Here is a 25,300-nt window from a genome sequence, read left to right as displayed (position 1 = left end):
TCGCGGGCGCATTTCAGGACGAGACCCCGGATGGGACGGCCCAAGTGCGAAGTCCCGTCAGAGCAGGTGTGGCTCGGCGCGGAACCGGCAGCTGGGATCGTCGGGCAGGTCCGTCGCAAAGTCGGTGGCCGGCGTCTCGGAACGCACCCGCGCGTAGACCTCCATGATCTGCCGCCCGACCGCGTGCCAGGAATAGACCCGCCGGCACTCCTCGAGGCCGGCGCTCGCGATGCGGCGGCGGAGCGCCGCGTCCGTGATGATCCGGGTGAGCGCGGCGGCCTGCGCCGGCACGTCGCCCGGATTCACCAGCAGCCCGTTCTCCCCGTCGCGCAGGCAGTCCGACACGCCGACCGCGTGGCACGAGACGGTGGCGAGCCCGGCCGCCAGCGCCTCCAGGATCGTGTTCGAGAACCCCTCCGCGTAGGTCGGCGAGACGAACACGTCGGCGCGGCGGTAGAGGTCGGGCACGGAGCCGTACTCGGCATAGCCCGTGAAGGCGATCTCGCGCTCGGAGAAGGCGTGCTCCGCGGCAAGCGCCTTGGCCGGGTCCACGTCGGGCCCGATCCCGGAGATCGTGGCCGCGAAGGGCGTGCCCTGCCGGCGCAGGATCGCCAGGGCCTCGATGAAATCGAGCACGCCTTTCCGGCGGTCGACCCGGCCATGGTAGAACAGCCGCACCGGCCCGCCATGGGGCGCCGGCAGCCCGTCGGGCGTCCCCTGCGCGAAGCGCTCAGTGTCGACCGCGCCGGGCACGATCGTGAAGCGGGCGGGGTCCGAGCCCAGGCGCTCGCAGACCTCGTCCACGAAGGAGGCGCCGCCGATCAGCAGGGCGTTGGCGTGAGCCAGCACCTCGCACATGGCGACCCGGTGGGTCTCGCAGCAGGAGCCGACCCAGTGGCCGTCGCCGCCCTGGATCGAGACGACGCTTGGCACCCCGAGCTTGCGGGCGGCCAGCAGCACCGCCCAGCCGGTCGGGTAGCCGTACTGCGCGTGCAGGATGTCGAAGGGGTTCTGGGCGTGCTCTTGGGCGATCGCGTCCACCATGGTGGCGATGTCGCGCTCGAAATCGCCCGACGTCTGCTCGCCGAGCTGCTCCAGGCCGATCACCCGCACACCCGGCACCGGCGGCGGCGGCCCGCCGCCGTAAACGCGGGTGCCGAAGGCGTCGCCCCGGTACTGCGAGATCATCGTCACGTCGTGGCCGGCGCCGACCAACTCGCGCAGCAGGTTCTGCGCGTAGACGCTCATGCCCGATATGGCGGGAAAGTAGCGGCGGCTGAGGAAGAGGATTCTCATCGTGCCGCCCCTTCGCGCAAACCGGGAGAGGCGCCGCGTGGCCCCCTCTCCCGCGCCGGCGTCCCGTCTCGCCCCGGCTCGTCTCTCACTGCCATTGCCGCCGCGTCTCCTGCTCGCCGGCCAGAACCGGACCGGGGCGCCGGCAGCCGCGGAGGTAGTCGAGCGCCTGCGGGATCATCACGTCGGCCCGGTGGCTCTCGCGGGACAGCTCGACGCAGATCAGCTTGCCGAAGTTGATCGCCTCCAGCGCCTCCAGGACGCCCGGCACGTCCATGTCGCCCTCGCCGAAGGGCAGGTGGATATGGCTGCCGCGCTTCATGTCCTCGATCGCCACGGTGCCGATCCGGTCGGCGAATTCACGCACGGCCGCCGCCGGCTCGCGCTCGCCCGTGACGAGGCAGTGGCCGGTATCGAGGGCGAGCTTCAGCCCCGGCACGTCGAGGGCCGCGTAATCGTCGAGGGTCTCGATCAGCATGCCGGGCTCCGGCTCCAGGCAGGGGACGACCCCCGCCTCCGTGGCGAAGGCCGCGACTTCGTGCAGCCCCTCGGCCAGCCAGCGCCGGGCCTCGCCGGGATCGACGCCGGGCTTCGGCACGCCGGCCCAGAACGAGACCGCCTCGGCGCTCAGCATGCCGCCGATCTCGATGGCCCGCTTGAGGAAGCCGACCCGCCGGGCGCGGCCCGCGGCATCCGCCGTCACGAGCGTCGGCTCGTGCTTGGCGGTGGGGTCGAGGAGGAAGCGGGCGCCCGTCTCGATGACGCAGCTCAGCTCCAGCTTCTCCAGCAGGCTCGCCACCCGGCCGGCCTCCGCCGCCCAGGTTTCGGAGAACGGATCGAGGTGGTGGATGTCCAGCGTCAGGGCCACGCCGTCGTAGCCCGCGGCCTTGATCAGGTGGATCGCGTCGTCGAGGCGATGGTTGGCCGCGCCGTTGGTGTTGTAGGCGAACCGGAGCGTCATGCCGCCCTCCCCTGACGCTGGGCGAGGCGGAACGGCGCGTGGTGCGATTCCGGCTCGCGATAGAGCGGATAGTGCCGCCCGACGATCCGCTCGGCCAGGGCGACGTCGAACAGCGGCTGCCCCCCGAAACGCTCCAGGGCCTCCGGCGTCAGGCGGACCGGCCGCAGGGTCTCGCTCTCGGTGCCGAACTTGATCAGCGGGTGGTCGCGGTCGATGAGCTTCTTCGTGTTGCGCTCGCCGATCCGGTAGTAGCTCATGGTCTCGACCTCGAGCCCCGGCACGATCGCCTTGACCACGCCGACCCCGCCGCCCGGGGGCGTGCAGTCGACGTAGAGGACGTCGAACCCGGCCTCCGTAAGCCGGTCGCAGGCGATCTTGCCCCTGGCATGCCCGTCCGCGGCCGGGGTCGAGGGCAGGTCCGCGAAGCGCTTGGTGCTCCGCTCCGAATAGACGGTGTCGGCCAGCACGCCGCGCAGGTCGGCGGCGGGCATCTCGATCCATTCGAGCATCGCCTGCAGGGCGCGGCTCTCCTCGAGATCGAGGCTCGGAAGCGCCTTCTGGATGAAGGCGTCGATGTAGCCCGGCGGAGTCACCGTGGCGGCCATGTCGAGGGGGCCGTGGCCGAAGGTCTTGCGCACCCGCGCGGCCTGGAACTCGAGCAGCGCCTTGCGGAGGGCCCGCTCCCGGTCCGGATCGCAGGCCTCGCCGCAGGCCGACAGGGCGATCGGTGCCGGGGTGCGCGCCGGATCCGCGTCGTAGCCGACGACGTAGAGGTTGGTGAGGCCGAACTGGTCGGTGGCGAATTTCGGCAGCGCGTGGATGCCAAGCTCCTTGAGCCGGGCCAGCATCGCGGCATTCTCCGGGCCGATGCCGTCGAGGTCGAGCATCACGCCCTGGTCGAGAGCCCGGAACAGCAGGCCGTTGCCGTCCCGCTGGAGCAGCTCAAGGACGCCGTGGCCCAGCGCAAAGGGCACGTCGGGCCCCGCGCCGAGACCGTTGGTGATCAGGTTGGTGAAGGGTTTGTAGCCCTCGGACAGCTCGAAATAGTCGGTGGCGGCGACGTCGAGCGGCATGAGCACGATCTCGCCCGTGGCGTGCCGGACGCTGGGCGTCCATTCGAGCACCGTGTCCCGGCCCACCGGGGAGCCGGCGGGCAGGCAGAGGGTCAGCGGGTCGGCGACGGATTTGGCGCCGTAGACGCGGGCGAGGTCGGTGTAGCTCGCCCGTTCCTTGGCCCGGGGCAGCACCGCGAGCGAGGGCATCAGGTTCTCGGCAATCTCGGCGACCGCGCCGATCAGCGCCTCGTCGTCGGTGGCGCCGTAGCCGATGCCCGACGGCATCGCGCCCACGAAGAACGGGTCGTCGAGGAACAGGGCCACGAACCAGACCGGGATGCCGGTGCGGTCGAGGGGCGCCAGCGGGAAGCCGACGATGCGCCCTTCCGGCAGGACGTCGAGATAGGCGCGCACGGGATCCGGCAGGGTCTCGGGCAGCCCCTCGATCGGCCGCTTGGCGCCGAAGCGATAGGGGCGCGGCGCCTTGATCCGCGCGTGCCGGGCGCGGTCGTCCTGGTCGTGGAAGCCGTCTGCGTTGCTCACGTCGTGTTCCCGTGTTCCTCGGACCGCCTGCTCACCTTCGTCCTGCCCATCCCCTCATCCTGAGCTGCCGGAGCGTAGCGAAGGCCTCGAAGGAGGGCTCTGGACGGCACAGCGCTTCCTGGAGCCCTCCCACGAGGCCCGCTGGCGCGGGCACCTCAGGATGAGGGTGCGGCTTGGATTGGATAGGTAGCTGTCCGGTGTCTGCTCATCCTGTCCTGCGGTCGCTACCCCTGCCCATAGGCGCGGGCGACGAGTCGCATCGTGTGGAGATCGCGTGCGGCCGAGTACGCCCCCCGCTCCTCGGGCCGGCGCAGGGCCGAGCCGAAGGCGCGCACCTGCTCGGTGAAGGGGGAGCTGTCGGCGTCGAAGACGAGCGGTTCGACGCGCCCGCTGGCGCCGTCGATGAAGGACAGCGATCCGCCGGCCGTCTGGCCCATGGTGTTCTCGGCGATCAGCATCCCCTTCGTACCGACCACCTCCAGGCGGCGGCGGGGCAGCGCGTCGGGGCAATTGTAGGCGACGTGCAGGCTCGCCAGCGCGCCGCCCGCGGTCCGCCCGATCAGCAGGGCGCCGTCATCGACGGAATAGTCCTGGGCCCGGCTCTGGGTCAGGGCCGCGAGGTCGGCGATCGGCTCGTCGAGCAGGAAATCCACGAGGTCGAGCCCGTGCGGGGCGAGGTCCATCAAGGCGCCGCCGCCGGCCTGGGCGGCATCGATCCGCCAGTTGGGCTGGCCGGCCTCCGACCAGTCGCGCCCGAGCCAGCAGGCGTAGACGATCCGCACCGTGGTGACGGTGCCGAGCCGCCCGGCCGCGACCTGGGCGCGGATCGTCCGATGGGCCGGGTGGTGACGCTGATCGAAGGCCGTGCCGTAGAAGATTTCTTGCGATTCGACCGCACGCGCGATGGCTTCCGCGTCCGCGAGCGTCGCCGCCATGGGCTTCTCGCAGAGCACCGCCTTGCCGGCGGCGGCGAGCGCCTCGACGGCGCCGCGGTGGAGATGGTTCGGCGTCGCCACGTAGACCGCCTCGACCCCGGGCTCGGCGATGAGACCGGCGAGATCGGCATGGCTGCGGGCGCCCGCCCGCTCGGCCGCGGCGCGGCATTCCGGGTTCGGATCGCAGACCGCCACCAGCCGGTGCCCGGCGGCGCGGATGCCCGGCTCCATGTAGTCGCGCGCGACCCAGCCGTAGCCGACGATGCCCCAGCCGACCGCGTCCATCACCACCGCTCCGGCAGGTCGACGAATTCGCGCACCCGGATACGCTGCGTCTCCGGGCTATCGAGCGTGCCGTCGAAGGTCAGATGCTCGGGGCCGGGCGAGCGCAGCGGGTAGGTGGCCCGGGAGGCGTATTCCGCCTCGTAGCGCTCCGAGGGCCAGCGGATGACGTAGCCGTCCCCCTCGGGCGCATAGAGCGGGTTGAGCCGCAGCACCGTGCCGGGCTTCGGCAGGGTCAGCCCGTCGACCAGAGCGCGCGGCGCCGGGCGCATGCCGGGGCCGCATACCACCGAGAACGCCTCGCAGGTTCGCAAGGCCCCAGGCTCCTGCGGGCCAGGCGCCCGCGCCTCCACCAGCGCCCGCGTGAGCTCCGCGTCGTCGTAGACCAGGGCGTCGGGGAAATACTCGGCGATCTCCTCGGCGGTCACCGCCCGGCCGGCCGAGAAGCCCGGGCAGTCGCGGTTGTGGATGTGGCTCAGCGCCAGCCAGCCGTCGTCGCCGGCATTCTGGCGGAGGTTCTCCAGCAGGGCCGCCTTGTCGTCGAGGAAGTAGAAGGCGTCGTTGCACACGACGAGGTCGACCGGCGCGCCCGGGATGGGCCAGTGCGGCGAGCCGGCGTCGAAGCAGACGAGCTGCGCCTTCTCGTCAACCACCCAGTGGCGCGCGACCCAGAGCTTGGCGAAGACCACGTCGGCGCCGGCGACCTTGCAGCCGCGCCGCTGCAATTCCCGCAGGTAATGGCCGATGCCGCAGGCGAATTCGAAGACGCAGATGGGCTCGTTCCAGTGCGCCTCCAGAAGCGACAGGCCGGCCAGGAAGGTCGGATCGCTCCAGCGATGCAGGAAATAGTCGCCGACGCGGCCCCAGCCGAGACCCTGGACCGCGTCACGCAGCGTCGCGGTGCGGCGCTCCTTGATGAGGCGGATGACCCCGGCGGGATCGGCCGGGGGCCCGTTCCACCAATCGTCCTGATCGACGAGCAGCGCGGCCAGCGCCTCGTCGGGCTCGCCGGCGTCGAGATGGGCCAGAACCCGCTCGACCAGGGCCTCACGGTTGATCCGCAGGTACGGGATGCCGTCGATCACGGGCCAGCGGGCGCCGGTCTCCGCATCGCGCAAGGCGTGCGGGCCGTCGGCCTTCAGCGGGTTGCCGGTGTCCGGCGAATGGAGTTCGAACGGGATCATGGTTCTCGGAGCCGCCCGGGCAGATGGGCGGCGGGGTCCGGCGATCAAGGGATGCGCATGTCGGCGAGGACACGATCATGGAAGCCCTTCACCGGGCCGGCATGGACCAGCTCCCACTCGTCGAGCACCATCCCCATCGTGGTCGAGGCCCCGCGCAGATGCTGGGCAATCTGGAGGACACGGTCGATGCAATCCGCCGCGTGGAAGGCGCGGCCCTCCGCGGTGGCGTCGTCGGGCAGCACCGCGCGGGCCCGCTCCACCTGACCCCGCAGGGGCTCGGCGAGCTCGGCCAGCGCCCAGGCGGTGGTGGTCGCCATGATCGGCCCGAGATGGTCGCCGAGCAGCATCTCGCCGGTGAAGCCGGCATCGGGCATCGCGGCGTTGTGGAAATGGTGCGCCATCGCGGCCAGGAACACGGTGCCGGGGTCGGCCCGGTAGAACGGGCTGAGGCAGACCCCGTAGACCGCCACGATGAGGCAGTGCTCGGCGTGGTTCTCCGGCGGCTCCAGCAGGATCCGGGCGCGGCCGGGACAGGTGACGCCCGCCCGCGGCTGCTGCGCCAGGGCGGCGACGAAGCCCGGCAGCGGTCCGGGCCTGCCGGCCGGTCGCGGCGCGAGCCGCCCGCGCAGGCGCTCGCGCAGAGCCGGGTCGAGCTCCCCGGTGACGGCGTCGAAGCCAGCCACCAGCACCGCCGAGGCCGCCTCCTCCGACAGCCCGGCCGCGGTCAGGAAGGCCGCGTCGAGATCGCAGAGGCGCGTCGCCGCGAGGGTGACGGCGGTGATGTCGAGGGCGACGTCATCGGGCGCGGCGCCCCCGGTGAGGAGGCCCCATCCCTGCGCGAACAGCCGCTCGGCGATCGACCCCTCGCGCCCCGCCGAGCGGACGCGCTTGAGGTCGTTCATCTCGATCAGGAGGTCGCGCAGCGCCTCGGGGGCAGCGCCGGAGGGAGGCGGCTGGTTCTCGCTTGGCATCGTCTCGCTCCGGAAGCCGCCCCTTGGTCGCGACGAGGCCTAGTGCACGCCCAGCCAGTCGCGGAGCATCTGCTCCTGCTTGCCGAAGGCGTGCTCCGGCCCATGGCCGTTCTTGACCATCGGGGCCTTGAAGAAGGTCGAGAGCTGCTCCTGCACGCCGCCGTCGCCGCGCGTGCGGGCGAGGTCGAGGACGCGGGCGATCTCGATGACCAGGGGCGCGGCCAGGATCGAGTCCTTGCAGAGGAAGTTCACCTTCACCTGCATCCGCTGGCCCATAAAGCCGGTGACGTCGATGTTGTCCCAGGCTTCCTTGTCGTCGCCGCGCGGGCGGTAATAGTGGATGTGCACGAGGTGGTCCTCGACCGGGTAGCCGAGGATCGAGTCGAGCACCGTGCCCTTGGTGTTGAGCTTCGACTGGAGGGAGTTCGGATCGTTCAGGGCGAGTCCGTCGCGGTTGCCCAGGATGTTGGTCGAGAACCAGCCGTCGACGTGGAGCGCCCGCGCCTTGAAGGCCGGGGCCAGCACCGTCTTCATCATGGTCTGGCCGGTCTTGCCGTCCTTGCCGGCCACCGGGACGTTCAGCTCCTTGGCGAGGTCCAGGAGGGCCGGGACGTCGGCCGCCACGCTCGGGGTGAAGTTGGCGTAGGGGATGCCGCTCTTGATCGCCGCGTAGGCGTAGAGCATCGCGGGCGAGATCGCCTCGTCGCTCGAATCGAGCCCCTTCTCGAAGGCGGCCGTGGAGTTCAGGGCCGGGTCGTTCAGGTCCGGCCAGCGCTCGGTGGAGGCGAGGTTCACCACGACGACGTCGTCGAGGTTGCTCTCCTTCTGGAAGCGGCGGAGGTCGTTGGCGATCACCGAGACCGCCTCGCGGTGGTCCTTGGCGACGATGCGGTTCTGGCCGTCGATGTTCTTGCAGAACTTGGCGCTGCCCACCGCCGGCCAGGGGGTGATGCCCTTCAGGGCCTGCGCGCCGCTCTCGATGTCGTCCTTGGAGAGCACGCCGTGGCCGCTCGCAGCGGACGCGAGGTCGTCGCCGTTGAGATCCCAGCCGCCGAAGACGAGATCCTTGTAGTCGGCCATGCCGGCCACGGAGAGACCGGCGAGCGGCAGCCCGTCGAGGCGATTGGAGCCGGATTTGATCATTTCGATGCCGGCGATGGCAGTGGTGGCGACGGCGCCTCCCATGCCAACGAACGCGACACCGATGCGGCGACCGGACTGCATGCTCATCGGAAAATGATGTCCTTGTGCGGACGCGGGTGGCGTCTTGGGACGGAAAGTTCGACCCCCCCGGGGCCGTATCTAACTGGCTCGACGGTGCCGCGTTCCAACCCGAATGCGACAACATTGCCCCTCCGTCGTCCGAAGCGTGGCCGGTTGACGGTGTTAACGCCCCCCTAAGCGGCAGGGTTAACCCTTCGTTGACCGTGCCACGCTTGGATCACGGGGCCGTCCCATTCTGGTCACGGCCGGCGTCGATAGGGCCGCCGCTTCCGAAAAAACCCGGCCGTCAGAGCCGGGCGGACGCAAGGACCGATCTGAAGAGGACCAATGATGGGGGTTTTCCCGGAGCCGGCGCGTTGCGCCGACGACGTGAGCCGACTCGTGCCGCCGACCCTGAACGGCACGGGCCATATCGAGGATGAAGCCGTGGCATGGCTGCCGCGGGCCGGACGCGGGACAGGGCGCCGGTCACTTCGCCGCACCGGCCTCGGCCGGATTTCCGGGACGCTGGCCCTGGGGCTCGTCGCCGGGCTCGGCCTGCCGCAGGCCGCCTTCGCGCCGGCGTATTTCGCCCCGGCCGCCCAGGCCCACGACCGGATCGACACCAGCCCGCGCGCCGCTCAGGTGCTCGCGCAGACGGCTTCCCAGCCCGCGGCCCCGACCGTCGCGCCGGACGAGCCTGTCCAGAACACCTGGAACGGCCTGCCGGTTCCCGAGCAGGAGCCCGCCACCACGGCGCTGATCCAGGAAGACCTCGCGGCCCTGCCGCGGGTGACGCAGGAGCAGGGTCAGGACGCGGTCAAGTTCGGCGAGCGCAGCGTGCCGCGCAAGGTGGTCGACACGATCGTCAAGGCCTCCGACGAGGCTGGCGTCGACCCCGTCTACATGATGGCGCTGGCCGACAAGGAATCGAGCTTCGACACGGACGCGAAGGCGGCGACCTCCTCGGCGGCGGGCCTGTTCCAGTTCGTGGCCCGCACCTGGCTGGAGATGATCCGTGATTACGGCGCCCGCTACGGGCTCGCCGAGGAGGCCGCCGCCGTGAAGGGCCGGGGCGCCGCGATCACCGTCACGGGCAGCATGCGCGGCCGGGTGCTCGGCCTGCGCAACGACCCGCGCGTCGCCGCCCTGATGGCGGCCGAGCTGATCAAGCGCGACCGTGAGCGGATCGAGGCCCGGGTCGGGCGTGCGCTGACCACGACCGAGCTGTACCTCGCCCATTTCCTCGGGACTGCGAGCGCCGGGCGCTTCCTGTCGCTCTCCTCAGAGAAGCCCGACGAGGTCGCAGGGCGCGAGTTCCGCACCGCGGCGCGGGCCAATCGCAGCCTGTTCACCGCGAAGACGGGCGGCAAGCGCCGGAGCCTGACCGTCGCGGAACTGCACGGACGGATCGACGACATGATCGACCGGCGGCTGACCCGCTACCAGGGCGTCGCGGCGGTCGCCGAGGCGCTCGACAAGGGCCAGTCCCAGAACGAGATCGTCAGCGCCGAGGAAACGGCGCCGGTGGCCGGCAACCGCCGCGTCGAGGTGACGGAGGCGTTGCCGCCGGACGGCGTGTGAGGATCGCGCAGGGGAAGCGGATCCTGTTGAGGCGCTCGATCGTCTCAATCGGGGCGCGGGGGGCTTCCAACGCGCCTCCCGCTCCCTTCAGGTCAGGGGACCCGAACCCGAACCCGAATCCGGGGCTCCGGCGCCGGAGCCACCGGATGATTTCCGCCAATCCGGGTGGGCGGGCGCGGCGCCTCGGGATGACGTCCAGCCAAGCCGATCCGCCTCAATGGCCCCCGGCCGGCGCCCCGCCGCCGAGCTTGACGCTCTTCAGGCTCAGCGCCAGCGGGACCGCGCAGGCGGCGACGAGGCCGAGCACCCAGAACACGTCGATATAGGCCCAGTACGCCACCTGCGTGCTGAGCACGCTCCCGATCCACGCGGTCGCCTGGCTCTGGGCCTCGACGCCGGCATAGCCGTGCTCAGAGAAGTACTGCGTCGCCTGCCGCATGGTCTCCTGATAGGCCGGCGCGGTCGGGTTGACGCTCTCCACCAGGCGGCTCTGATGGAACTGGCTCCGGTAGGCCAGGATGTTCTGGGCCAGCGAGACGCCCATCGACCCGCCGACATTGCGGGCGACGTTGATCAGCGCCGAGGCCTGATCGGTCTGGTCCTTGCGGATCCCCTCGTACGAGGCCGAGGTGATCGACAGGAACACCATCGGCAGGCCGATCCCGATATAGACCCGCGACCACGCGAAGAACGAGAACGTCGTGGAGCCGTCGAGCCGCGTCAGGTCGACCATGCCCAAAGCCACGATGGTCATGCCGGCGGCGATCAGCCATTTCGGCTGCACGTAGGCGGAGACGCGGCCGGTGAGGAACATCATCACCACCGTGACGATGCCCCCCGGACCGAGCACGAGCCCCGACAGCGTGGCGGTGTAGCCGTAATATTCCTGCGTGATCTGCGGGATGAACTGCGTGGTGGCGATCAGGATCGCCCCGGTGAACATCATCACCAGGAAGCAGGAGCCGAACTGGCGGTTGCCGATGAGGCGGAGATCGACGGCCGGGTTCTTCTTGGTCAGGAGCCAGGGGATCATGGCCACGAACGACACGACCATCAGCACGCCGGAGACGTTCATCAGCGTCGAGGTCCCGAACCAGTCCTTCCGCTGGCCCTCGTCGAGGATCACCTCCAGCGAGCCGAGGAACAGGGCGACCAGCACGAAGCCGACGATGTCGAAGCGGATCCCCTTCCGGACCAGCGCACGGCGCTCCTTCTTGGCCGCCGCGCTGTCCTCGATGAGCCAGTACATCAGCCCGAGGGCGATGACCCCCACCGGACCGTTGATCAGGAAGCACCAGTGCCAGGAGGCGTTGTCGGAGAGCCAGCCGCCGAGGGTCGGGCCGATCACCGGGGCCACCACGATGGCGACGCCGTAGAGCGCGAAGGCCTGGCCGCGCTTCTCGGGCGGGAAGGAATCCGCCAGGATCGACTGGGCGAGCGGCGCCATGCCGCCGCCGCCGAGCCCCTGCAGCACCCGGAACAGCAGAAGGGATTCCAGGCTCCAGGCGAAGCCGCACAGGATCGACGAGACGGTGAACAGGGCCACCGACCACATGAAGAACGCCTTGCGGCCGTAGCGCTTGGCCAGGAAGCTCGACGCCGTGAGCGTGATCGCGTTGGCCACGAGGTAACTCGTCACCACCCAGGCGGCCTCGTCGGGGCCGACCGCGAGGCCGCCCGAGATGTAGCGCAGCGCCACGTTGGCGATGGTGGTGTCGAGCACCTCCATGAAGGTCGCCAGCGCCACCACGCCGGCGATCAGCCACGGATTGTGGCCACCCGGCGCCTTCGCGGATGCCGTGCCGCCTTGCGCCTTGCTTCCTTGCGTCTTGCCTCCTTGCGCCTTGCCCGTGTTCGGCTTGCGTCCGGACGCGGCCGCACCGGTCCCGCCGGCCATGGCGCTCACCGCACCGTAACGGTCGGGACGATCGACATACCCGGGCCGATCGACACGTCCGTCGGCCAGTTCTTGACAACGATCTTGACCGGGATGCGCTGGGTCACCTTCACGTAATTGCCGGTGGCATTCTGCGCCGGCAGCAGGCTGAAGGCCGTACCCGAGCCCGGCTGCACCGAAGCCACCGTCCCCTGGATCTTGCGGCCCGGATAGGCGTCGATCTCGATGTCGACCGGCTGGTCCGGCCGCATGTCGGTGATCTGGGTCTCCTTGAAGTTCGCCGTGACCCAGATGTCGTCGGGCACGAACATCGCCAGGCTTTGGCCGGCCTGGGCGAGCTGGCCGATGCCGCCGGTCAGCCGCACGACGCGGCCGGCCTGCACGGCGCGGACCGTCGTGTAGCCGAGGTTCAGTTCGGCCTGCTCCACCTGTGCCCGGTCGCGGGCGAGCTGCGCCTGGGTCGAGGCCTTCTGCGCCTGGAGGGCGCCGATCTGCTTCTGGGCCGCCACCACGCTCGCCTGGGCGCTCTGCAGGGAGGCCTGTCGCTGCTGCAGCGTCGAGGTCGCCGATTGCGATTGCTGGATCGAGCCGGAGCCGCGCTCGGCGAGGTCCTTGTAGCGGGCCGCATCCTCCTGGGCGAACTTCAGCGCCGCCTCGGCGGTGGCGACCTGCGCCTTGGACACGTCGATGTTGGCGTATTGCGCCTGGATCTGCGCATCGATGTTCTTGATGCCGGCCTCGTCGGCCTCGATCTGCGCCTTCGCCTGATCGAGGGCGATCTGATAGTCGCGCTGGAAGATCTGGAACAGGATCTGGCCGGCCTCGACGTGCTGATTGTCGGTGACCGGCACATCGACGAGGTAGCCACCGACCTTCGGCTGGATCGCAATGCTGCGCGCGTCGACGAAGGCATCGTCGGTGCTCTCGTAGGGGTGCATGTACAGCAACCAGTAAAAGAACACGCCGACGCACAGCGCGACGACCGCGAGGCCGCCGAGCAGGAATGCGAACGGGTGGCGCCGCAGGACGTTCGGGCGCCGGGCGTCGTACTCGCCGTCGTCGGCATCTTCCGCGGCGTCGTCGGATTGGCCGTCCTGAGCCTCTGCGTCGTCGGCCGCATCCTCCGTGCCCGGCTTGCGGCCGGTCTCCTGGGCGGCGCCAACGTCCCCGGCGGGCTTGGCCCGGCCGAGATCCAGCACGTCCCGTTCGCGCGCGGCCGGACGGCCGTCGGCGGGATGCGGGCGCGCCTCACCCTCGGAGGAAGGCCGCTGATCGTCAAACATGGGAAGTCGCCGCCCGATGGCCGGTCACCGCACGGTGACCGGGCTTGTCGCATCGCCCGCCTCAGGCAGCAAAAGCCGGCCGCAGGCTCAAGGTTCCATGCGCGGAGCGGGCCACCGGAACGCAGGCGGCCCTGCGGCGTTCTGCGCCCGGAACCTTTGCCGTTCTCGGGCACCGAGCCCAGGAGTACGCCATGACGCACAGCCCATCCCCGACCCCGCAGAGCCCCGGCTCCGGCTCGCCGACTTCGCCCACCGGCATCCCGCTCGTCGGCGTCGCCCGCCTCGACGCCATGAGCGCGGCGCTGGCGCGGAACTGGTGGCTCGTGGCGCTGCGCGGCGTCATCGCGATCCTGTTCGGTGTCATCGCGTTCGTCGCCCCGGGCGCCTTCGTGCTCTCCCTGGTGCTGTTCTTCGCCGCCTACATGCTTGCCGACGGCATCATCGCCATCGTGGGCGCGGTCCGCGCGGCGCAGCGTCACGAGCGCTGGGGCTTCCTGCTGCTCGAGGGCGTCGTCGACATCGTCGTCGGCGTCGCCGCGGCGCTGGTGCCGGCCGCGGCCGTCTGGGCCTTCGTGCTGCTGCTCGCCGTGTGGGCGCTGGTGACCGGCGGCCTGATGATCGCGGCCGCCTTCCGCCTGCACCTGCATTACGGCCGGTGGTGGCTCGTCCTCGGCGGGGTCGTGTCGATCCTGTTCGGCCTCGCGCTGCTCATCAACCCGGGCATGTCGGCCCTGGTGCTGACGTGGTGGATCGGCTCCTACACCTTCGCCTTCGGCATCCTGCTGCTGATCCTGGCCTTCCAGCTGCGCAGCCGGCACGGGGCGGCCGCGGGGCCGGGAACGCCGCTCGGCCGGTGAGCCGGTCCCGAACCGGATCGGGCCCCGTGGCCCGATCCACACGGTCGCGGTGCGATCGACGCGCCGGCCGCCCTGCGTCCCCGCACGCGCGGGACACGGGATCGGATGCGGCCTAGAAGGCTCCCTCGACCGGATCGATCGGTCCCGGAACCCGAACCACGATGACGCCCGACGCGCCGGAACGCGCCCCGGCCGACGGGCCGAACCCGCCGAAGCCGGCTCCAGCCGCCGAGTCCCCGGACCCGCGCCTCGCCGCCCGCGAGGCCGGGCGCGCCGCGCGCGACCTGGCCCGGCATCTCCGGACCCTGGTGACCGCGGCCGGCCTTGGCCTCGCGCGCGGTGGCCGGGCCATTTCCGCCCGCGCGGCGGCGCGGGCGCACGCGGTCGGCTTCGGTCGAGAGGCAGGCCGACACCGCCGTCCCGGAGGTCGATGGGCGCGTCGAGCGGCGGGGCGCCCGGACGATCCTCGGCCGCCGGCACCCGGCCCTGCTCGCCGCCGGCCTGGTGATCCTGCTGCCGGTCCTGGCGCTGGCGGTCTACCTGTTCGCCGCCCTGGTGACCCTGCCGCCGCTCGGGGGCGCCGTGGTCGAGACCGGCCAGCGGGCGATCACCGTGGAGGCCGACGACGGCCGGGTCTTCGCCACCCGCGGCAGCTTCCGCGGCCAGAAGCTCACGGCGGCCGACCTGCCGCCGCACCTCGCCCAGGCGATCGTGGCGATCGAGGACCGCCGCTTCTACAGCCACTGGGGCATCGACCTGCGCGGCCTCGCCCGGGCGGCGTGGCGCAATCTCCGCGGCGGCGGCGTGCGCGAGGGCGGCTCGACCATCACCCAGCAATATGTCCGCCTGACCTCCCTCAACCAGGAGAAGACGCTCTGGCGGAAGGTGCAGGAAGCCTTCCTGGCGCTGCGGGTCGAATCGACGATGAGCAAGGACGCGATCCTGCTCGGCTATCTCGATTCCGCCTATTTCGGCGCCGGCGCCTACGGGGCGGACGCGGCGGCGCGGCGCTATTTCGGCAAGCCCGCCAAGGCCCTGAACCTGCCGGAATCGGCGATGCTGGCCGGGCTGGTGCGTGCGCCCTCGCAGCTCGCCCCGACCCGCAACCTCGGCGGCGCCAAGGAGCGGGCCGACGTGGTGCTTCAGGCCATGGTCGAGACCGGCGCGATCACGCAAGCAGAGGCCGACGCCGCGCGCAAGCAGAGCGTGACCCTGAAATCGCCCCCTGAGGCGCCGCCCGGCACCAACTACTTCCTCGACATGATCGCGGGCGACGTGAAGCGCCTCGCCGGCACCGACGGCGACATGACGGTGCGCTCGACCCTCAACCTCGACCTGCAGAGTCTCGCCGAGGGCGTCGTCGCCCGCCGGCTCGACAAGGACGGCGCCCGCCGCAAGGTCGGCCAGGCCGCCATGGTGGTGCTGTCGAAGGAGGGCGCGATCCTCGCCATGGTCGGCGGCCGCGACTACGAGGACAGCCAGTTCAACCGCGCCGTCCAGGCCAAGCGCCAGCCCGGCTCCCTGTTCAAGCTCCTCGTCTACCTGACGGCCTACGAGAAGGGCTACACGCCGGAATCCGTGATGGTCGACCGTCCGGTCCAGATCGGCGACTGGGACCCGGAGAACGACGACGGGCGCTACCGCGGGCCGGTGCCGCTGCGGACCGCCTTCGCGCTCTCGATCAACACCGTAGCGGCCCAGCTCGGGCAGGATGTCGGCATCCCGGCGGTGATCGCCACCGCGCGCAAGCTCGGGATCCAGTCGGACCTGCCGAACGTGCCGAGCCTCGTTCTCGGCTCGGGCGCGGTGAGCCTCCTGGAGATGGCCCGCGCCTACGGCTCGGTCCTGTCCGGGCGCACGCCGCTCCAGGCCTACGGCATCCAGGCGATCCGCGGGGCCGCGCCGCAGCCGCTCTACGTCCGTGCCGACGCGGCCCCGGGCCAGACGTTGGCGCAGGGGCCGCGCACCATGATGCTCGACTCGCTCCAGGCGGTGGTGGAATCCGGCACCGGCCGCGCCGCGCGGGTGCCGGGGCAGATCATCGGCGGCAAGACGGGCACGAGCCAGGACTTCCGCGATGCGTGGTTCGTCGGGATGACCCCCGACCTCGTGGTCGGGATCTGGGTCGGCAACGACGACGACAGCCCGATGAACCGCATGTTCGGCGGCGAGATGCCGGCCGGGATCTTCCACGACTTCATCCAGCGCGCCTCCGAGAAGCTCGCCAAGGGCAAGCCCCGCCCCTCGGCGGAGCGGGCCGAGCCGCCCCGGGCGCCGGCGCCCACGGTCGAGCCGGCCGCGGCCGGCGAGGTCCGCGGCGTGCCGGAGGTGATCGACACCGGCACCCTCAACCTGCGCGGACGGGTCGTGCGCCTCCTCGGCGTCGTCGGCGAGCGCGGCCATCTCGCCCGCCAGCTCGCCAGCTACCTGCGCCGCCGCGAGGTGGTCTGCTCCGGCCTCTCCGACGGGGCCACGGCCCGCTGCCGCATCGAGGGCGACGACCTCGCCGGGCTGATCCTGGCGGCGGGCGGCGCACGGGCCACGGAGGACGCGCCCCCGGACCTCCTGGGCGCGGAGGAGCAGGCCCGCGCCGAGCGGGTCGGCCTGTGGGGCCGGTGAGGGCTTAGGCCACCTGGAGCTTCGCCAGCGTCCGCGGGTCGGGGACGCCGTCGAAGTAGCGCGCCAGCGCCGCGGCGAAGAGCGGCTCCTCGGGCGCGGCGCGGGCGAACAGCGTCATGCTGGAGCGGAACTTCAGATCGTCGGGCGACCCGAAGATCGCGTGGGCCGAGCGCCCGTCGACGGCGTTGACGGCGGCCGTGCAGGCGCGCAGGCGCGCGCCCAGCACCGGATGCGCCGCATAGGCCTCGGCCTCCGACAGGGATCCGATCGCGTAGCGCTGCGCCATCGGGCTCGCCCCGAGCCCGGCGATCTGCGGGAAGACGAACCACATCCAGTGGCTGCGCTTCGCACCGGCCCGCAATTCCGCCAGCGCGCATTCGTAGATCTCCTCCTGCGCGTCGACGAAGCGGCCGAGTTGGTGGCTGTCGGTCATGGCGCTGCTCCGGTGCTCGGTCCCGCTCCGTCAACGACGTTGCGCCGGTCCCGGATGCAGGCTGCGGAGACGGGCGGCCCCGATGGGTGTAAGGGCGGCCCATGCTCGGAACGCTTGTCGCCTTCATGGTCGCGAACCCCGCGATGAGCCACGCCCTGACGGCCACCCTCGAGACTGCCGGCCTGGCGGCCGCGCTGATCCTGCTGCGCAGTCCCCGCCCCGAAGGCATCGCGGCGCTGGTGGTCTCGACCTATTACTATGGCCGCGAGGCCGGGCAGCGGGAACACGACCTCAAGCATGCCGGCTGGGATGCCGTGCAGGCGCATCTCGGCGCCGAGTTCCTGTACGGGTGGTCGCTGCCGAACCTGCAGCAATGGGTGGCGCCGACCTGCGCCGCCTGGGTGGTGGCGGGGGCGATCTACCTGATCCGGTCACGGATGGCGCGCGCGGCGCCCCTTCAGCCGCCGCGCCGCGGGCGCTTCTGACGAGCCGCCTGGCCATCCGTCGCGCGATCAGGCGCGGCGCCGGGCGCCGCGTTCAGGCGTGGGTGAACGGACCATCCGACGGCCCGATCTCGCTGCGGTCGCCGAGAAGCCGCCGGCCCGAGGCGATGATCTGGACCGTCTCGCGGCTGCCGCATTGCCGCCGTGCCAGGGCTTCCAGGTCGCGCAGGTAGTCGATCACCGGACCCCGCTGCCGGTCGCCCCGGCCGATCACCGGCTCGACCTTGGCGGTCACAAGCCCGGCCACCGTGTCCCAGAACTCCGCCGGTCGGATCGCGGCATCGCCAGTCGAAGGGTCGTGCATCGCTCGTCTCCTCCTGCCTCGCGGCGCTCGTTGTCGGACGTTTCCCCCGCCGGTGCATTGACCCATGTTGAAGGCGGCACCCCGATCCGTGCCGGCGCCGGGGGGCTCGCGGCATCGTCATCCGCGCCCGGGCGGATCCGGTGGGCCGCGTCCGGTGTGACGCCCATAACGGATCGTGCCGCCGCGCAATTGTTTCGCATGGACAACAGGGAGACCGTATCCCGCGGAGGCTGTGCCAGCTTATGACCCCCCCGCCGCCGCGCCCGCGGCGCAGACCGGCTCGTCCGCCCCCGTGACGCCCCCGCGCCGGCACAGGCCCCCGCGCGCGTCGGCGCCGACATCGCGCCGGCGTGACATCTGCGAAGACCTCGCGCGAAGGCCCTCGCGAAGACCTTGGACGGAGACAACCGCATGCCGCAGATCACAGTCGGAGGGATCGGGTTCCACTACCTCCTCGAGGGGCCGGAAGGCGCTCCCGCCGTCGCATTCTCGAACTCGCTGGGTGCGACCCTGGAGATGTGGGACGCGCTGGTGCCGGCCCTGACCGGGCGCTACCGCACCTTGCGCTACGACACGCGCGGCCACGGCGGCTCGGAAACCCGGGATCAGCCCATCACGGTGACGGATCTGGCCGGTGACCTCGCGGGGCTGCTCGACGCCCTCGGAATCGGCAGGGCCCATCTGGTGGGCCTCTCCCTCGGCGGCATGACCGTGCAGGCCCTCGCGAGCGCCGAGCCCGAACGCGCGCTCAGCGCCACCCTGATGGCGACGGCGGCCCACATGCCGAGCCCGCAGAGCTGGGAGGAGCGCGCCGCGACCGTTCGCACCCAGGGACTGGCGGCCGTGGTCGAGGCGACGCTCGGGCGCTGGTTCACGCCCGGCTTCGCGCAGCGCGATCCTGCGGCGATCCAGGCGATCCGTGAACGCTTCGTCGCCTGCGATCCGGCGGGCTACGCGGTGTGCTGCGGGGCGATCGGGTGCATGGATCTCCGGCCGGCGCTCTCCGCGATCACCGCGCCGACCCTGGTGATCGCCGGGCGCGACGACCCTTCGACACCCCCGGCCATGGCCGAGGAGATCTGCGCCGGCATCGCCCAGGCCGAACTCCTCGTCCTGCCCCACGCCGCCCATCTGCTGGCCGTCGAGCGCGCCGAGGCCGTCGGAGGCTATCTGCGGGCCTTCCTCGACCGCGCGTCGCGGGACGCCTAGGCGGCCCTCAGGGCCGCTCCGGTCGATGATGGCGGGCAGCGCCGCATCGACCGGTTGCCGCGGGAATCCCGGTTCAGTGACAGGATAGGCCGGCTTCCGCGGGCGACATCCCCCGCGCCAGCCGACGCCCGGTGTGCAGCAGGGCCTGTCGGATGAGGGTCACGGTCGTCGGATCGCCGTCCTGAACCGCCAGACGATAGGCGACGATCAGCGTGTCGCCGATCTCGCCGAGCAGGTCCGCGGCGCCCGCATCGGCGGCCTGCCCGTCCCCTTCGGCGCCCAGGGCGGGCGCATCCTCCGCCGATGGCCGTGCGGCGTCCCCGTGCGGCGCCTCCGCGATGGCGCACAGATCCGCGAGCCCGAACCTGTTCGCTCCGTCTTCCGGTGGGTCGTTGCGCATCGTCTTGGCCCCTCAACCATCGTGAGGTTGCACTCACAGGTTGAGAAGCGTCAACCGCCCTCCGGGCCGTCGATGAGCGGTCGAGCGTCGCAGCCCGATTGCGCCGCGCGGCTATCGGGCAGGCCCGTCCGGAACCTGGCGGCAGGGCGGGGACAGGGGACGGGGGATAGAGGATTTTCGGGCCGCAGCCGAACCGGGTTGAGGATGGATCTGCGAATTTACCCGCGGTCAACCACAACTTTTACGTGCAGGCTCGGTCCTGCAGAGCCCCGCGCGAAGGTGAAGGCCCTGTCGAACGCAGAAGGGCTCCCGCGGCCATCTCCGCGGGAGCCCTTCTCATCGGTGCTCCACTGGGAGCGACCGGCCCGTTTTACTTGATGAGGGCGATGAGAGCCTTGCCGGCCTTGGAGTTCAGCTCCTTGGCATCGAGGGTGCCGTCATTGTCCGGATCGGCCATCTTGAAGCGCTCGCCGACCGCCGCGAGGTACTCCTTCTTGTCGAGGGTGCCGTCGCTGTCCGGATCGGCCCGCTTCACGCCGGCCTGGCTGAGGCGGCCCTTCAGCTCGCGGGCGTCGAGGGTCCCGTCGGCGTCCTTCTCGAGACGATCGAAGGTCGCGGAGGCCACCGCCTCCACTTCCTTCATGTCGACGGTGCCGTCGTTGTCGGTGTCGATCATCTTGACGGCGCTCGCTCCGCCCATCGGCTTCGCCAGCGCGGCCGGAGCAGAGAGGCCGCACACCGCGAGGGTCACTGCCGCGAAGCCACTGATGAAACGAAGGGTCATTGCCAGATGCTCCCGAAAAATTATGCCCGATCTTCCTAGTCGCCGACTCCTCATGCTGCAAGTGCGAAATTGCGCCCCGGGGGCAGATCGGCGCGGCTCGGAGGGCACGGACATAGAGAAAGGGGCCGGCTGCAGCCGACCCCTGAAGAGAGCGCATAGTCGCCGGACGGCGCGCGGCGGCGCGTTTCAGTATCCGTCGCCGGGCCGAATCATCGGACAGTTACCGAATCACGGCCGGCGGGCCGGGCGATCCGCGAGAGAGGCGCCGGCGAGATGGATCCCGAAAGCCCTAACCGGCCGCGGGACCGCCGCCCGGCACAATTCCCACCGCACGTCCGGTCAGGCGAGGGTCGCGAGATCCTGGAACCAGTGCTGCGCCTGGATGTAGTTCTTCACCCGCGGCGAAAGCGCGTGCGGATTGGTGTCGTGGACCACCCAGACCTGCACGGCATCGTTGACGACGATCTCGTGGATGCGCGCCAGCAGCCTGTTCTGCTCAGCCACATCGAGGCTCGCCTTGACCTTGTCGCAGAGGGCGTCGACCTCGGGATTGCGGTAATGGCTCCAGTTCACCCCGTTCGGGGCGATCTGCCGCGAATCGTAGAAGCGCAGGATCGCGTAGAACGGGTCCGAGGTGACGTAGGCGATGTTGCCGGCGCTCACGCCCTTGAGGCTCGGATCCGCGGCGCCCTGGCGCCACGCGGTGTAGGCCACCTCCAGCTCGACGGTCTTGAACTCCACCTGGATGCCGACCTCCGCCCAGCTCTGCTGGACGAACTCGTTGATCGGCAGCGACAGCATCTGCCCCGTCCCCCCGGTCGGGATCAGCACCGTGGCCTTCACGGGGTTCTTGACCGAGTAGCCGGCCTCCTCGACGAGTTTGCGGGCCTGATCCACGTCGGTCTTGATCTTGAAGCTCGGCTTGCCGAACCACGGGCTCGATTCCTGCACCTGCCCGACGGCCGGCTGGGCGAGACCGCCCATCAGTTCGACGACGCCCGCGCGGTCGATGGCGAGGTTGGCGGCCCTGCGCAGGCGCAGGTCGCGCCACGGGGAGCCCTCCAGCATCGACAGGTGGTAGTTCCAGACATGGGGCGTCTCGTTGCCCACCACCCGCATGCCGGCGGCCTTCAGGCGCGGCACCGCGTCGGGCGCGGGCGATTCGATCAGGTCGACGCTGCCCGACAGGAGCGCGTTCACCCGGGCGAGATCCTCGGGCACGCAGGTGAGGGTCAGCTTCGCGAGCTTCGGGACCCGCTTCGGGTTCCAGTAGCCGACGTTCGGCAGCAACTCGAGGCGCACCCGCGGCACCAGCTGCCCCAGCCGGAACGGCCCGGTTCCCGAGGGGTCGAAGGCGAACTTCGCCCAGTCCTTCCCGACCTTCTCGTACTGCGCCGGCGATGAGATCAGGAACCAGAGCATCTGGTAGGGGAACAGGCTGTCGGGCGTCTTCGTGACGACCTGGACGGTCTTCGCGTCGAGCTTCCGGTAGCTCGCGACCCCGGGCAGGCGCGGCCGGACCTGGGCGGCCTGCCGCTGGTCGAAATGCGGCGCCTCCTTGTTCAGCACCTTGTCGAAGTTCCAGATCACCGCGTCGGCATCGAAGGTCGAGCCGTCGTGGAAGGCCACGCCCTCCCGCAGGTGGAAGGTCCAGACCTTGGGATCGGCCGGATCGGCCTCCCAGGCGGTGGCGAGCCCGGGCACCATCCGGCCCGGCCGGTCCGCGACGTCGAGTTCCCAGGCGACCAGGGGATCGTAGAGGGTCAGGCCGGTGAACTGGTAGCCGCCGGCCCCCCGGTCGGGCTGGCCGGTGGTGAGCGGCAGGTCGGTCATCGAGATGCCGTAGGTCAGGGTGCCGGGGGCCGCGCCCTGCGCGCCGGCCCGGCCCGCCGCCCCGAGCGCGGCGAGGGCGACGCCCCCGACCATCAGGGATCGGCGTGTCGGCTTGATCGGGTCCATCGTGTCTCTCGGCTGAAGGCGCGGGCGTCGCAGGGCGCGGCACACGCCTTCAGGCGCTCGGCGGCGCTGTCCGGACCGTGCCCCCATGCGGCACACCGAATGATGCATGCATCATGCCCGACGGGCCGGGCCCCGGGTCCGCTCCGGTCAGACCTCCCAGACCTGGCCGGGTCTGAGGGCGAGGAACCGCCCGGGCGCGATGCCGGCCCCGCCGAGGGCGGCCGTCAGCGCCTCCGCGGGCCGCTCGACGCCCTCGTCGGTGAGTTGGAACGTGCCCCAGTGGTGGCCGAGGGCCTGCTCGGCGCCGAGCAGCGCGAAGGCCCTCACCGCCTCGGCCGGATCGACGTGCTGGGCCTGCATGAACCAGCGCGGCTCGTAGGCCCCGATCGGCAGCGTCGCGAGGCGGGGCGGCCCGAAGCGGGCCCGGATGTCGGAAAAGAGCGATCCGTCGCCGAAGCCGGTATCGCCGACGTGGTAATGCACGCCGCGGGGCGAGGTGATCACAAAGGCGCACCACAGCGCCATCCGCCGGTCGTTCACGCCCCGGGCCGACCAGTGGTTGGCGGGCACGAGATGGACCTGCAGGCCGTCGCCGAGATCGACCGACTGCCCCCAGTCGCGGGTCTCGACATGCATCGTGTCGTCGTAGCCGCGCAGGATCGTATCGTTGCCCAGCGGCGCCACGATCAGCGGCTGGTGCGCCTGCCAGATCCGGGCGAGGCTCGGCCCATCGAGATGGTCGTAGTGATTGTGGGTGACCAGCACCGCATCGATGGGCGGCAGGTCGGCGAAGGCGATGCCCGGCGGGTTGACGCGCTTCGGCCCGGCGAATCGGACCGGGCTCGCACGCTTGGCGAAGACCGGATCGATCAGGATGTTCCGGCCGGCGACCTGCACGAGGTAGCTCGCATGGCCGATCAGCACGACCCGCAGGCCCGCCACGCGCTCGGGCGGCCGGTCGGCGGGATAGGGGCTGGGAAAACTCTTCGGCCACGGCTCGCGCTGCCGCTTGGCCTGCCAGCGCAGCACGTCGGACAGCGCCTTGTCGGTGGCCTGCTCCGGCAGGAAGAACCGCAGACCGTCGAAATGGTCGGAGGTCGGGCCGCGGTAATAGGGGTTCCGGCCGCGCCGGTGCGCGGCATAGCCGACACCGCCGAGCGTCATGACCGTGGCCGCACTCGCGACCGTGAGCAGGCTGCGCCGTTTCATGGATCCGAGATGGCCGGATCCGGGGGCCGGTCAAGCACCCGGGCGGCGCGACGGGGAGCCTCAGGCGCCTGCGGGACGCCGCCGGCTCACTCCACCATCTCGGCGGCGAGCGACAGGCGTGCCCGGTAGACGATCTTGCCGACGCCGTCGCGGACACAGGCGACGTAGTCCTGACGCTCGACATCCGGCAGCATGTCGCGGGCGATCGCCGACATGATGCGGGTCACCTTGGCGCGGGCGGCGGGGAGGTCCGGCAGGTCGAAGCCGACCTCGTCATGGATCGGCTGCGAGCCGTCGTGCAGGTCGATGAAGAAGCGGGGCATCGGCTCGAAGCGTCTCAAAGAGAAGTCGTTCGCCGAGAAGATTGGTCTTGCTATGGTTAATGATGCCTTAAATTTCAGGTTTTGAGGCCGCTCGGTCGCTCGGCCGACGCCGCCGCTGCGACGGCCGGAGGGTGCGCATCGGGCAGTCCGGCGAAGGGCCCGTCCGGTGGATTGCGCCCGTCCTGGGCCTCAGACCGACGAGCTTTTTTCGGGATGAAGGGCGGACTGGAGATCCGCCGCCGCAGCGCCGATGGGCAGCGCGTTGGCCCGGGTTGGGCCCGTTCCGAGGGCCGGCTCGGCGCACGAGAGAACCGCGAGAGAGATTCGCGGGAGAAAACTAACGGAGCCGCGTCCGGCGCGGACGTCCCGGCCCGGACGAGCGAGGGCACGGGCTGCCTCGATCGGGCGACGACCGTTCGACAGGCCGCGCCCGACCCTTCAGCCGGGATCGTCGGCGGGCTTCTCGCCCGGGGGCGCGAACAGATCCTCCGGCGCCGCCACGGTGACGCGGCGCTGCGCCATGTCGAGCACCGGCACGAAGGCCTTGGTGAAGGGCAGGAGCGCCGTGGCGCCGCCGTTCGGAGGGCGCAGCTCCAGAAGATCGCCGCCACCGTAGTTCGGCACGGCCACGATCGTCCCGACGAGTGTCCCGGCCTCGTCCACCGCCGTGGCGCCGATCAGGTCGGCCGTATAGACCTCGTCGTCGTCCTCGGGGGCCGTCAGGCGGTCGCGGGGGATGAACAGGGCGACGCGGTTGAGCGCCTCGGCGGCGCTGCGGCCGGAGACGCCCTTCACCCGGGCGATCAGCATGTCGGGTGATGAACCGGGGGCGAGACGCACGTCGGCGAGCGTCAACGACCGTCCGTCCGCGGTTAGCAGGGCGCCGTAGCCGGCGATCGCCCGCGGATCGCCGGTGTAGGATTTGAGCCTCACCTCGCCGTTGATGCCGTGCGCCCGCCCGAATTCGCCTAGCAGGACGAGGTTCGGATCGGGCGGCACGGGGAGCGGCGCCGGCTTGGGGGCCGGCGCCTTGGGCGAGGTCGCCGCATCGGGGGCGATCTTGCCGATCGCCGAGCTCGTGCGGCCGCGGCGGCCGCCGTCGCGGGGCGTGGAACCTGCGGGGCGGCGCGCCATGATCGGGCGCCTTACGCGGCGGCGTCCTCGGCGGGCGCCGCGGCCTTCTCGGCGCGCTTGGCGGCGCGCTCCTTGGCCTTCTCGCCCGGCTCGGCCTTCTGCGGGTTGTTGCGGGTCGGGCGCTTGGCGAGACCGGCCTGGTCGAGGAAGCGCAGGACGCGGTCGGTCGGCTGCGCGCCCTTGGCGAGCCAGCTCTGGATCTTCTCGTTGTCGAGCACGATGCGGGCCGGATCGTCCTTGGCCTTCATCGGGTCGTAGGCGCCGACCTTGTCGATGAAGCGGCCGTCGCGGGGGGCGCGGGCGTCGGCGACGACGATGCGGTAGTACGGGCGCTTCTTGGCGCCACCGCGGGTGAGACGGATCTTGAGGGCCATG

General features: G+C 71.2%; 23 protein-coding genes. 5 read left to right on the top strand and 18 right to left on the bottom strand.

Features of this window, described 5'->3' with window-relative positions; genetic code table 11:
* Positions 1-57 precede the first annotated feature (57 nt).
* The 7 genes from PQI07_RS14220 to PQI07_RS14190 all read right to left on the bottom strand — a co-directional run bounded on the left by PQI07_RS14220 (position 58) and on the right by PQI07_RS14190 (position 8,454).
* Positions 58-1,296, bottom strand: a complete 1,239-nt coding sequence (locus tag PQI07_RS14220) for a glycosyltransferase family 4 protein (protein ID WP_043381124.1) — start codon at positions 1,294-1,296, stop codon at positions 58-60.
* A gap of 85 nt (positions 1,297-1,381) precedes the next feature.
* Positions 1,382-2,254: a sugar phosphate isomerase/epimerase family protein gene (locus PQI07_RS14215; RefSeq protein ID WP_179697089.1), complete on the bottom strand. Its 873-nt coding sequence runs from the start codon at positions 2,252-2,254 to the stop codon at positions 1,382-1,384.
* The gene (locus PQI07_RS14210; RefSeq protein WP_053609049.1) at positions 2,251-3,852 is read right to left on the bottom strand and encodes a YcaO-like family protein; all 1,602 of its coding nucleotides are present in this window, start codon (positions 3,850-3,852) and stop codon (positions 2,251-2,253) included. The genes PQI07_RS14215 and PQI07_RS14210 overlap by 4 nt, the downstream gene beginning before the upstream one ends.
* Positions 3,853-4,076: 224 nt before the next feature.
* Positions 4,077-5,072, bottom strand: coding sequence for a Gfo/Idh/MocA family protein (locus tag PQI07_RS14205; RefSeq protein WP_274926825.1), 996 nt, complete (start codon positions 5,070-5,072; stop codon positions 4,077-4,079).
* Positions 5,072-6,253: a class I SAM-dependent methyltransferase gene (locus PQI07_RS14200; protein ID WP_274926824.1), complete on the bottom strand. Its 1,182-nt coding sequence runs from the start codon at positions 6,251-6,253 to the stop codon at positions 5,072-5,074. Before PQI07_RS14200 ends, PQI07_RS14205 begins: the two co-directional genes overlap by 1 nt.
* 44 nt (positions 6,254-6,297) lie before the next feature.
* Positions 6,298-7,224, bottom strand: a complete 927-nt coding sequence (locus PQI07_RS14195; RefSeq protein ID WP_043348083.1) for an HD domain-containing protein — start codon at positions 7,222-7,224, stop codon at positions 6,298-6,300.
* A 39-nt stretch (positions 7,225-7,263) separates the two neighbouring features.
* Positions 7,264-8,454 carry an inositol-3-phosphate synthase gene (locus PQI07_RS14190; protein ID WP_043381133.1) on the bottom strand — a complete coding sequence of 397 codons (1,191 nt, stop codon included), beginning with the start codon at positions 8,452-8,454 and terminating at the stop codon, positions 7,264-7,266.
* A gap of 324 nt (positions 8,455-8,778) precedes the next feature.
* Between PQI07_RS14190 and PQI07_RS14185 the strand changes: the two genes are divergently transcribed.
* Positions 8,779-10,011 (top strand): transglycosylase SLT domain-containing protein, encoded by a 1,233-nt coding sequence (locus tag PQI07_RS14185; RefSeq protein ID WP_274927722.1) that lies wholly within the window; start codon positions 8,779-8,781, stop codon positions 10,009-10,011.
* A 214-nt stretch (positions 10,012-10,225) separates the two neighbouring features.
* Here the strand turns inward: PQI07_RS14185 and PQI07_RS14180 are convergent, their stop codons facing one another.
* Both PQI07_RS14180 and PQI07_RS14175 read right to left on the bottom strand, forming a co-directional pair.
* A complete protein-coding gene (locus PQI07_RS14180; protein WP_274926823.1) occupies positions 10,226-11,908 on the bottom strand; it encodes a DHA2 family efflux MFS transporter permease subunit in 1,683 nt (560 codons plus the stop codon).
* Between the two features lie 5 nt (positions 11,909-11,913).
* On the bottom strand, positions 11,914-13,191 hold the full coding sequence (locus PQI07_RS14175; RefSeq protein WP_274926822.1) for an HlyD family secretion protein: 1,278 nt from the start codon (positions 13,189-13,191) through the stop codon (positions 11,914-11,916).
* Between the two features lie 191 nt (positions 13,192-13,382).
* Here PQI07_RS14175 and PQI07_RS14170 point away from each other — a divergent pair, with 191 nt between their 5' ends.
* Positions 13,383-14,048, top strand: a complete 666-nt coding sequence (locus PQI07_RS14170; RefSeq protein ID WP_043345689.1) for an HdeD family acid-resistance protein — start codon at positions 13,383-13,385, stop codon at positions 14,046-14,048.
* Positions 14,049-14,372: 324 nt separating this feature from the next.
* Positions 14,373-16,667, top strand: coding sequence for a PBP1A family penicillin-binding protein (locus tag PQI07_RS14165; protein ID WP_274926821.1), 2,295 nt, complete (start codon positions 14,373-14,375; stop codon positions 16,665-16,667).
* A gap of 4 nt (positions 16,668-16,671) precedes the next feature.
* Here PQI07_RS14165 and PQI07_RS14160 read toward each other — a convergent pair whose 3' ends face one another.
* The gene (locus tag PQI07_RS14160; protein WP_274926820.1) at positions 16,672-17,100 is read right to left on the bottom strand and encodes a DUF1810 domain-containing protein; all 429 of its coding nucleotides are present in this window, start codon (positions 17,098-17,100) and stop codon (positions 16,672-16,674) included.
* Between the two features lie 101 nt (positions 17,101-17,201).
* On the opposite strand from PQI07_RS14160, the gene PQI07_RS14155 reads away from it, so the two are divergent.
* The gene (locus PQI07_RS14155; protein ID WP_043345682.1) at positions 17,202-17,585 is read left to right on the top strand and encodes a hypothetical protein; all 384 of its coding nucleotides are present in this window, start codon (positions 17,202-17,204) and stop codon (positions 17,583-17,585) included.
* 52 nt (positions 17,586-17,637) lie between these two features.
* On the opposite strand, the gene PQI07_RS14150 is transcribed toward PQI07_RS14155, so the two are convergent.
* Positions 17,638-17,907: a hypothetical protein gene (locus tag PQI07_RS14150; RefSeq protein ID WP_043381144.1), complete on the bottom strand. Its 270-nt coding sequence runs from the start codon at positions 17,905-17,907 to the stop codon at positions 17,638-17,640.
* Between the two features lie 411 nt (positions 17,908-18,318).
* On the opposite strand from PQI07_RS14150, the gene pcaD reads away from it, so the two are divergent.
* On the top strand, positions 18,319-19,116 hold the full coding sequence (gene pcaD / locus PQI07_RS14145) for a 3-oxoadipate enol-lactonase (protein ID WP_274926819.1): 798 nt from the start codon (positions 18,319-18,321) through the stop codon (positions 19,114-19,116).
* 73 nt (positions 19,117-19,189) lie between these two features.
* Here pcaD and PQI07_RS14140 read toward each other — a convergent pair whose 3' ends face one another.
* From PQI07_RS14140 to rpsP, 7 genes are all read right to left on the bottom strand, one after another.
* Entirely contained in the window at positions 19,190-19,516 is a 327-nt protein-coding gene (locus PQI07_RS14140; protein ID WP_043381150.1) for a hypothetical protein, read from the bottom strand.
* Positions 19,517-19,886: 370 nt separating this feature from the next.
* Positions 19,887-20,300 carry a lanmodulin LanM gene (gene lanM / locus PQI07_RS14135; RefSeq protein ID WP_043349950.1) on the bottom strand — a complete coding sequence of 138 codons (414 nt, stop codon included), beginning with the start codon at positions 20,298-20,300 and terminating at the stop codon, positions 19,887-19,889.
* Positions 20,301-20,639: 339 nt separating this feature from the next.
* Positions 20,640-22,259 (bottom strand): ABC transporter substrate-binding protein, encoded by a 1,620-nt coding sequence (locus PQI07_RS14130; RefSeq protein WP_274926818.1) that lies wholly within the window; start codon positions 22,257-22,259, stop codon positions 20,640-20,642.
* A gap of 147 nt (positions 22,260-22,406) precedes the next feature.
* Entirely contained in the window at positions 22,407-23,468 is a 1,062-nt protein-coding gene (locus PQI07_RS14125) for an MBL fold metallo-hydrolase (RefSeq protein WP_043349954.1), read from the bottom strand.
* Between the two features lie 86 nt (positions 23,469-23,554).
* Positions 23,555-23,791, bottom strand: a complete 237-nt coding sequence (locus tag PQI07_RS14120; protein ID WP_043349956.1) for a DUF6894 family protein — start codon at positions 23,789-23,791, stop codon at positions 23,555-23,557.
* Between the two features lie 438 nt (positions 23,792-24,229).
* Positions 24,230-24,925: a ribosome maturation factor RimM gene (gene rimM / locus PQI07_RS14115; protein ID WP_274926817.1), complete on the bottom strand. Its 696-nt coding sequence runs from the start codon at positions 24,923-24,925 to the stop codon at positions 24,230-24,232.
* Positions 24,926-24,936: 11 nt separating this feature from the next.
* On the bottom strand, positions 24,937-25,299 hold the full coding sequence (gene rpsP, locus PQI07_RS14110) for a 30S ribosomal protein S16 (RefSeq protein ID WP_020092607.1): 363 nt from the start codon (positions 25,297-25,299) through the stop codon (positions 24,937-24,939).
* Position 25,300 lies beyond the last annotated feature (1 nt).

Source organism: Methylobacterium sp. 092160098-2 (assembly GCF_028920805.1).
GTDB lineage: Bacteria > Pseudomonadota > Alphaproteobacteria > Rhizobiales > Beijerinckiaceae > Methylobacterium > Methylobacterium fujisawaense.
This window is presented reverse-complemented; position numbering and strand designations above follow the sequence as displayed.

Bases quoted from the DNA above. Each gene is read 5' to 3' on its own strand.
- PQI07_RS14220 (WP_043381124.1), bottom strand. From the start codon at position 1,296: ATGAGAATCCTCTTCCTCAGCCGCCGCTACTTTCCCGCCATATCGGGC.
- PQI07_RS14215 (WP_179697089.1), bottom strand. From the start codon at position 2,254: ATGACGCTCCGGTTCGCCTACAACACCAACGGCGCGGCCAACCATCGC.
- PQI07_RS14205 (WP_274926825.1), bottom strand. From the start codon at position 5,072: ATGGACGCGGTCGGCTGGGGCATCGTCGGCTACGGCTGGGTCGCGCGC.
- PQI07_RS14200 (WP_274926824.1), bottom strand. From the start codon at position 6,253: ATGATCCCGTTCGAACTCCATTCGCCGGACACCGGCAACCCGCTGAAG.
- PQI07_RS14195 (WP_043348083.1), bottom strand. From the start codon at position 7,224: ATGCCAAGCGAGAACCAGCCGCCTCCCTCCGGCGCTGCCCCCGAGGCG.
- PQI07_RS14190 (WP_043381133.1), bottom strand. From the start codon at position 8,454: ATGAGCATGCAGTCCGGTCGCCGCATCGGTGTCGCGTTCGTTGGCATG.
- PQI07_RS14185 (WP_274927722.1), top strand. From the start codon at position 8,779: ATGGGGGTTTTCCCGGAGCCGGCGCGTTGCGCCGACGACGTGAGCCGA.
- PQI07_RS14180 (WP_274926823.1), bottom strand. From the start codon at position 11,908: ATGGCCGGCGGGACCGGTGCGGCCGCGTCCGGACGCAAGCCGAACACG.
- PQI07_RS14175 (WP_274926822.1), bottom strand. From the start codon at position 13,191: ATGTTTGACGATCAGCGGCCTTCCTCCGAGGGTGAGGCGCGCCCGCAT.
- PQI07_RS14170 (WP_043345689.1), top strand. From the start codon at position 13,383: ATGACGCACAGCCCATCCCCGACCCCGCAGAGCCCCGGCTCCGGCTCG.
- PQI07_RS14160 (WP_274926820.1), bottom strand. From the start codon at position 17,100: ATGACCGACAGCCACCAACTCGGCCGCTTCGTCGACGCGCAGGAGGAG.
- PQI07_RS14155 (WP_043345682.1), top strand. From the start codon at position 17,202: ATGCTCGGAACGCTTGTCGCCTTCATGGTCGCGAACCCCGCGATGAGC.
- PQI07_RS14150 (WP_043381144.1), bottom strand. From the start codon at position 17,907: ATGCACGACCCTTCGACTGGCGATGCCGCGATCCGACCGGCGGAGTTC.
- pcaD (WP_274926819.1), top strand. From the start codon at position 18,319: ATGCCGCAGATCACAGTCGGAGGGATCGGGTTCCACTACCTCCTCGAG.
- PQI07_RS14140 (WP_043381150.1), bottom strand. From the start codon at position 19,516: ATGCGCAACGACCCACCGGAAGACGGAGCGAACAGGTTCGGGCTCGCG.
- lanM (WP_043349950.1), bottom strand. From the start codon at position 20,300: ATGACCCTTCGTTTCATCAGTGGCTTCGCGGCAGTGACCCTCGCGGTG.
- PQI07_RS14130 (WP_274926818.1), bottom strand. From the start codon at position 22,259: ATGGACCCGATCAAGCCGACACGCCGATCCCTGATGGTCGGGGGCGTC.
- PQI07_RS14125 (WP_043349954.1), bottom strand. From the start codon at position 23,468: ATGAAACGGCGCAGCCTGCTCACGGTCGCGAGTGCGGCCACGGTCATG.
- PQI07_RS14120 (WP_043349956.1), bottom strand. From the start codon at position 23,791: ATGCCCCGCTTCTTCATCGACCTGCACGACGGCTCGCAGCCGATCCAT.
- rimM (WP_274926817.1), bottom strand. From the start codon at position 24,925: ATGGCGCGCCGCCCCGCAGGTTCCACGCCCCGCGACGGCGGCCGCCGC.
- rpsP (WP_020092607.1), bottom strand. From the start codon at position 25,299: ATGGCCCTCAAGATCCGTCTCACCCGCGGTGGCGCCAAGAAGCGCCCG.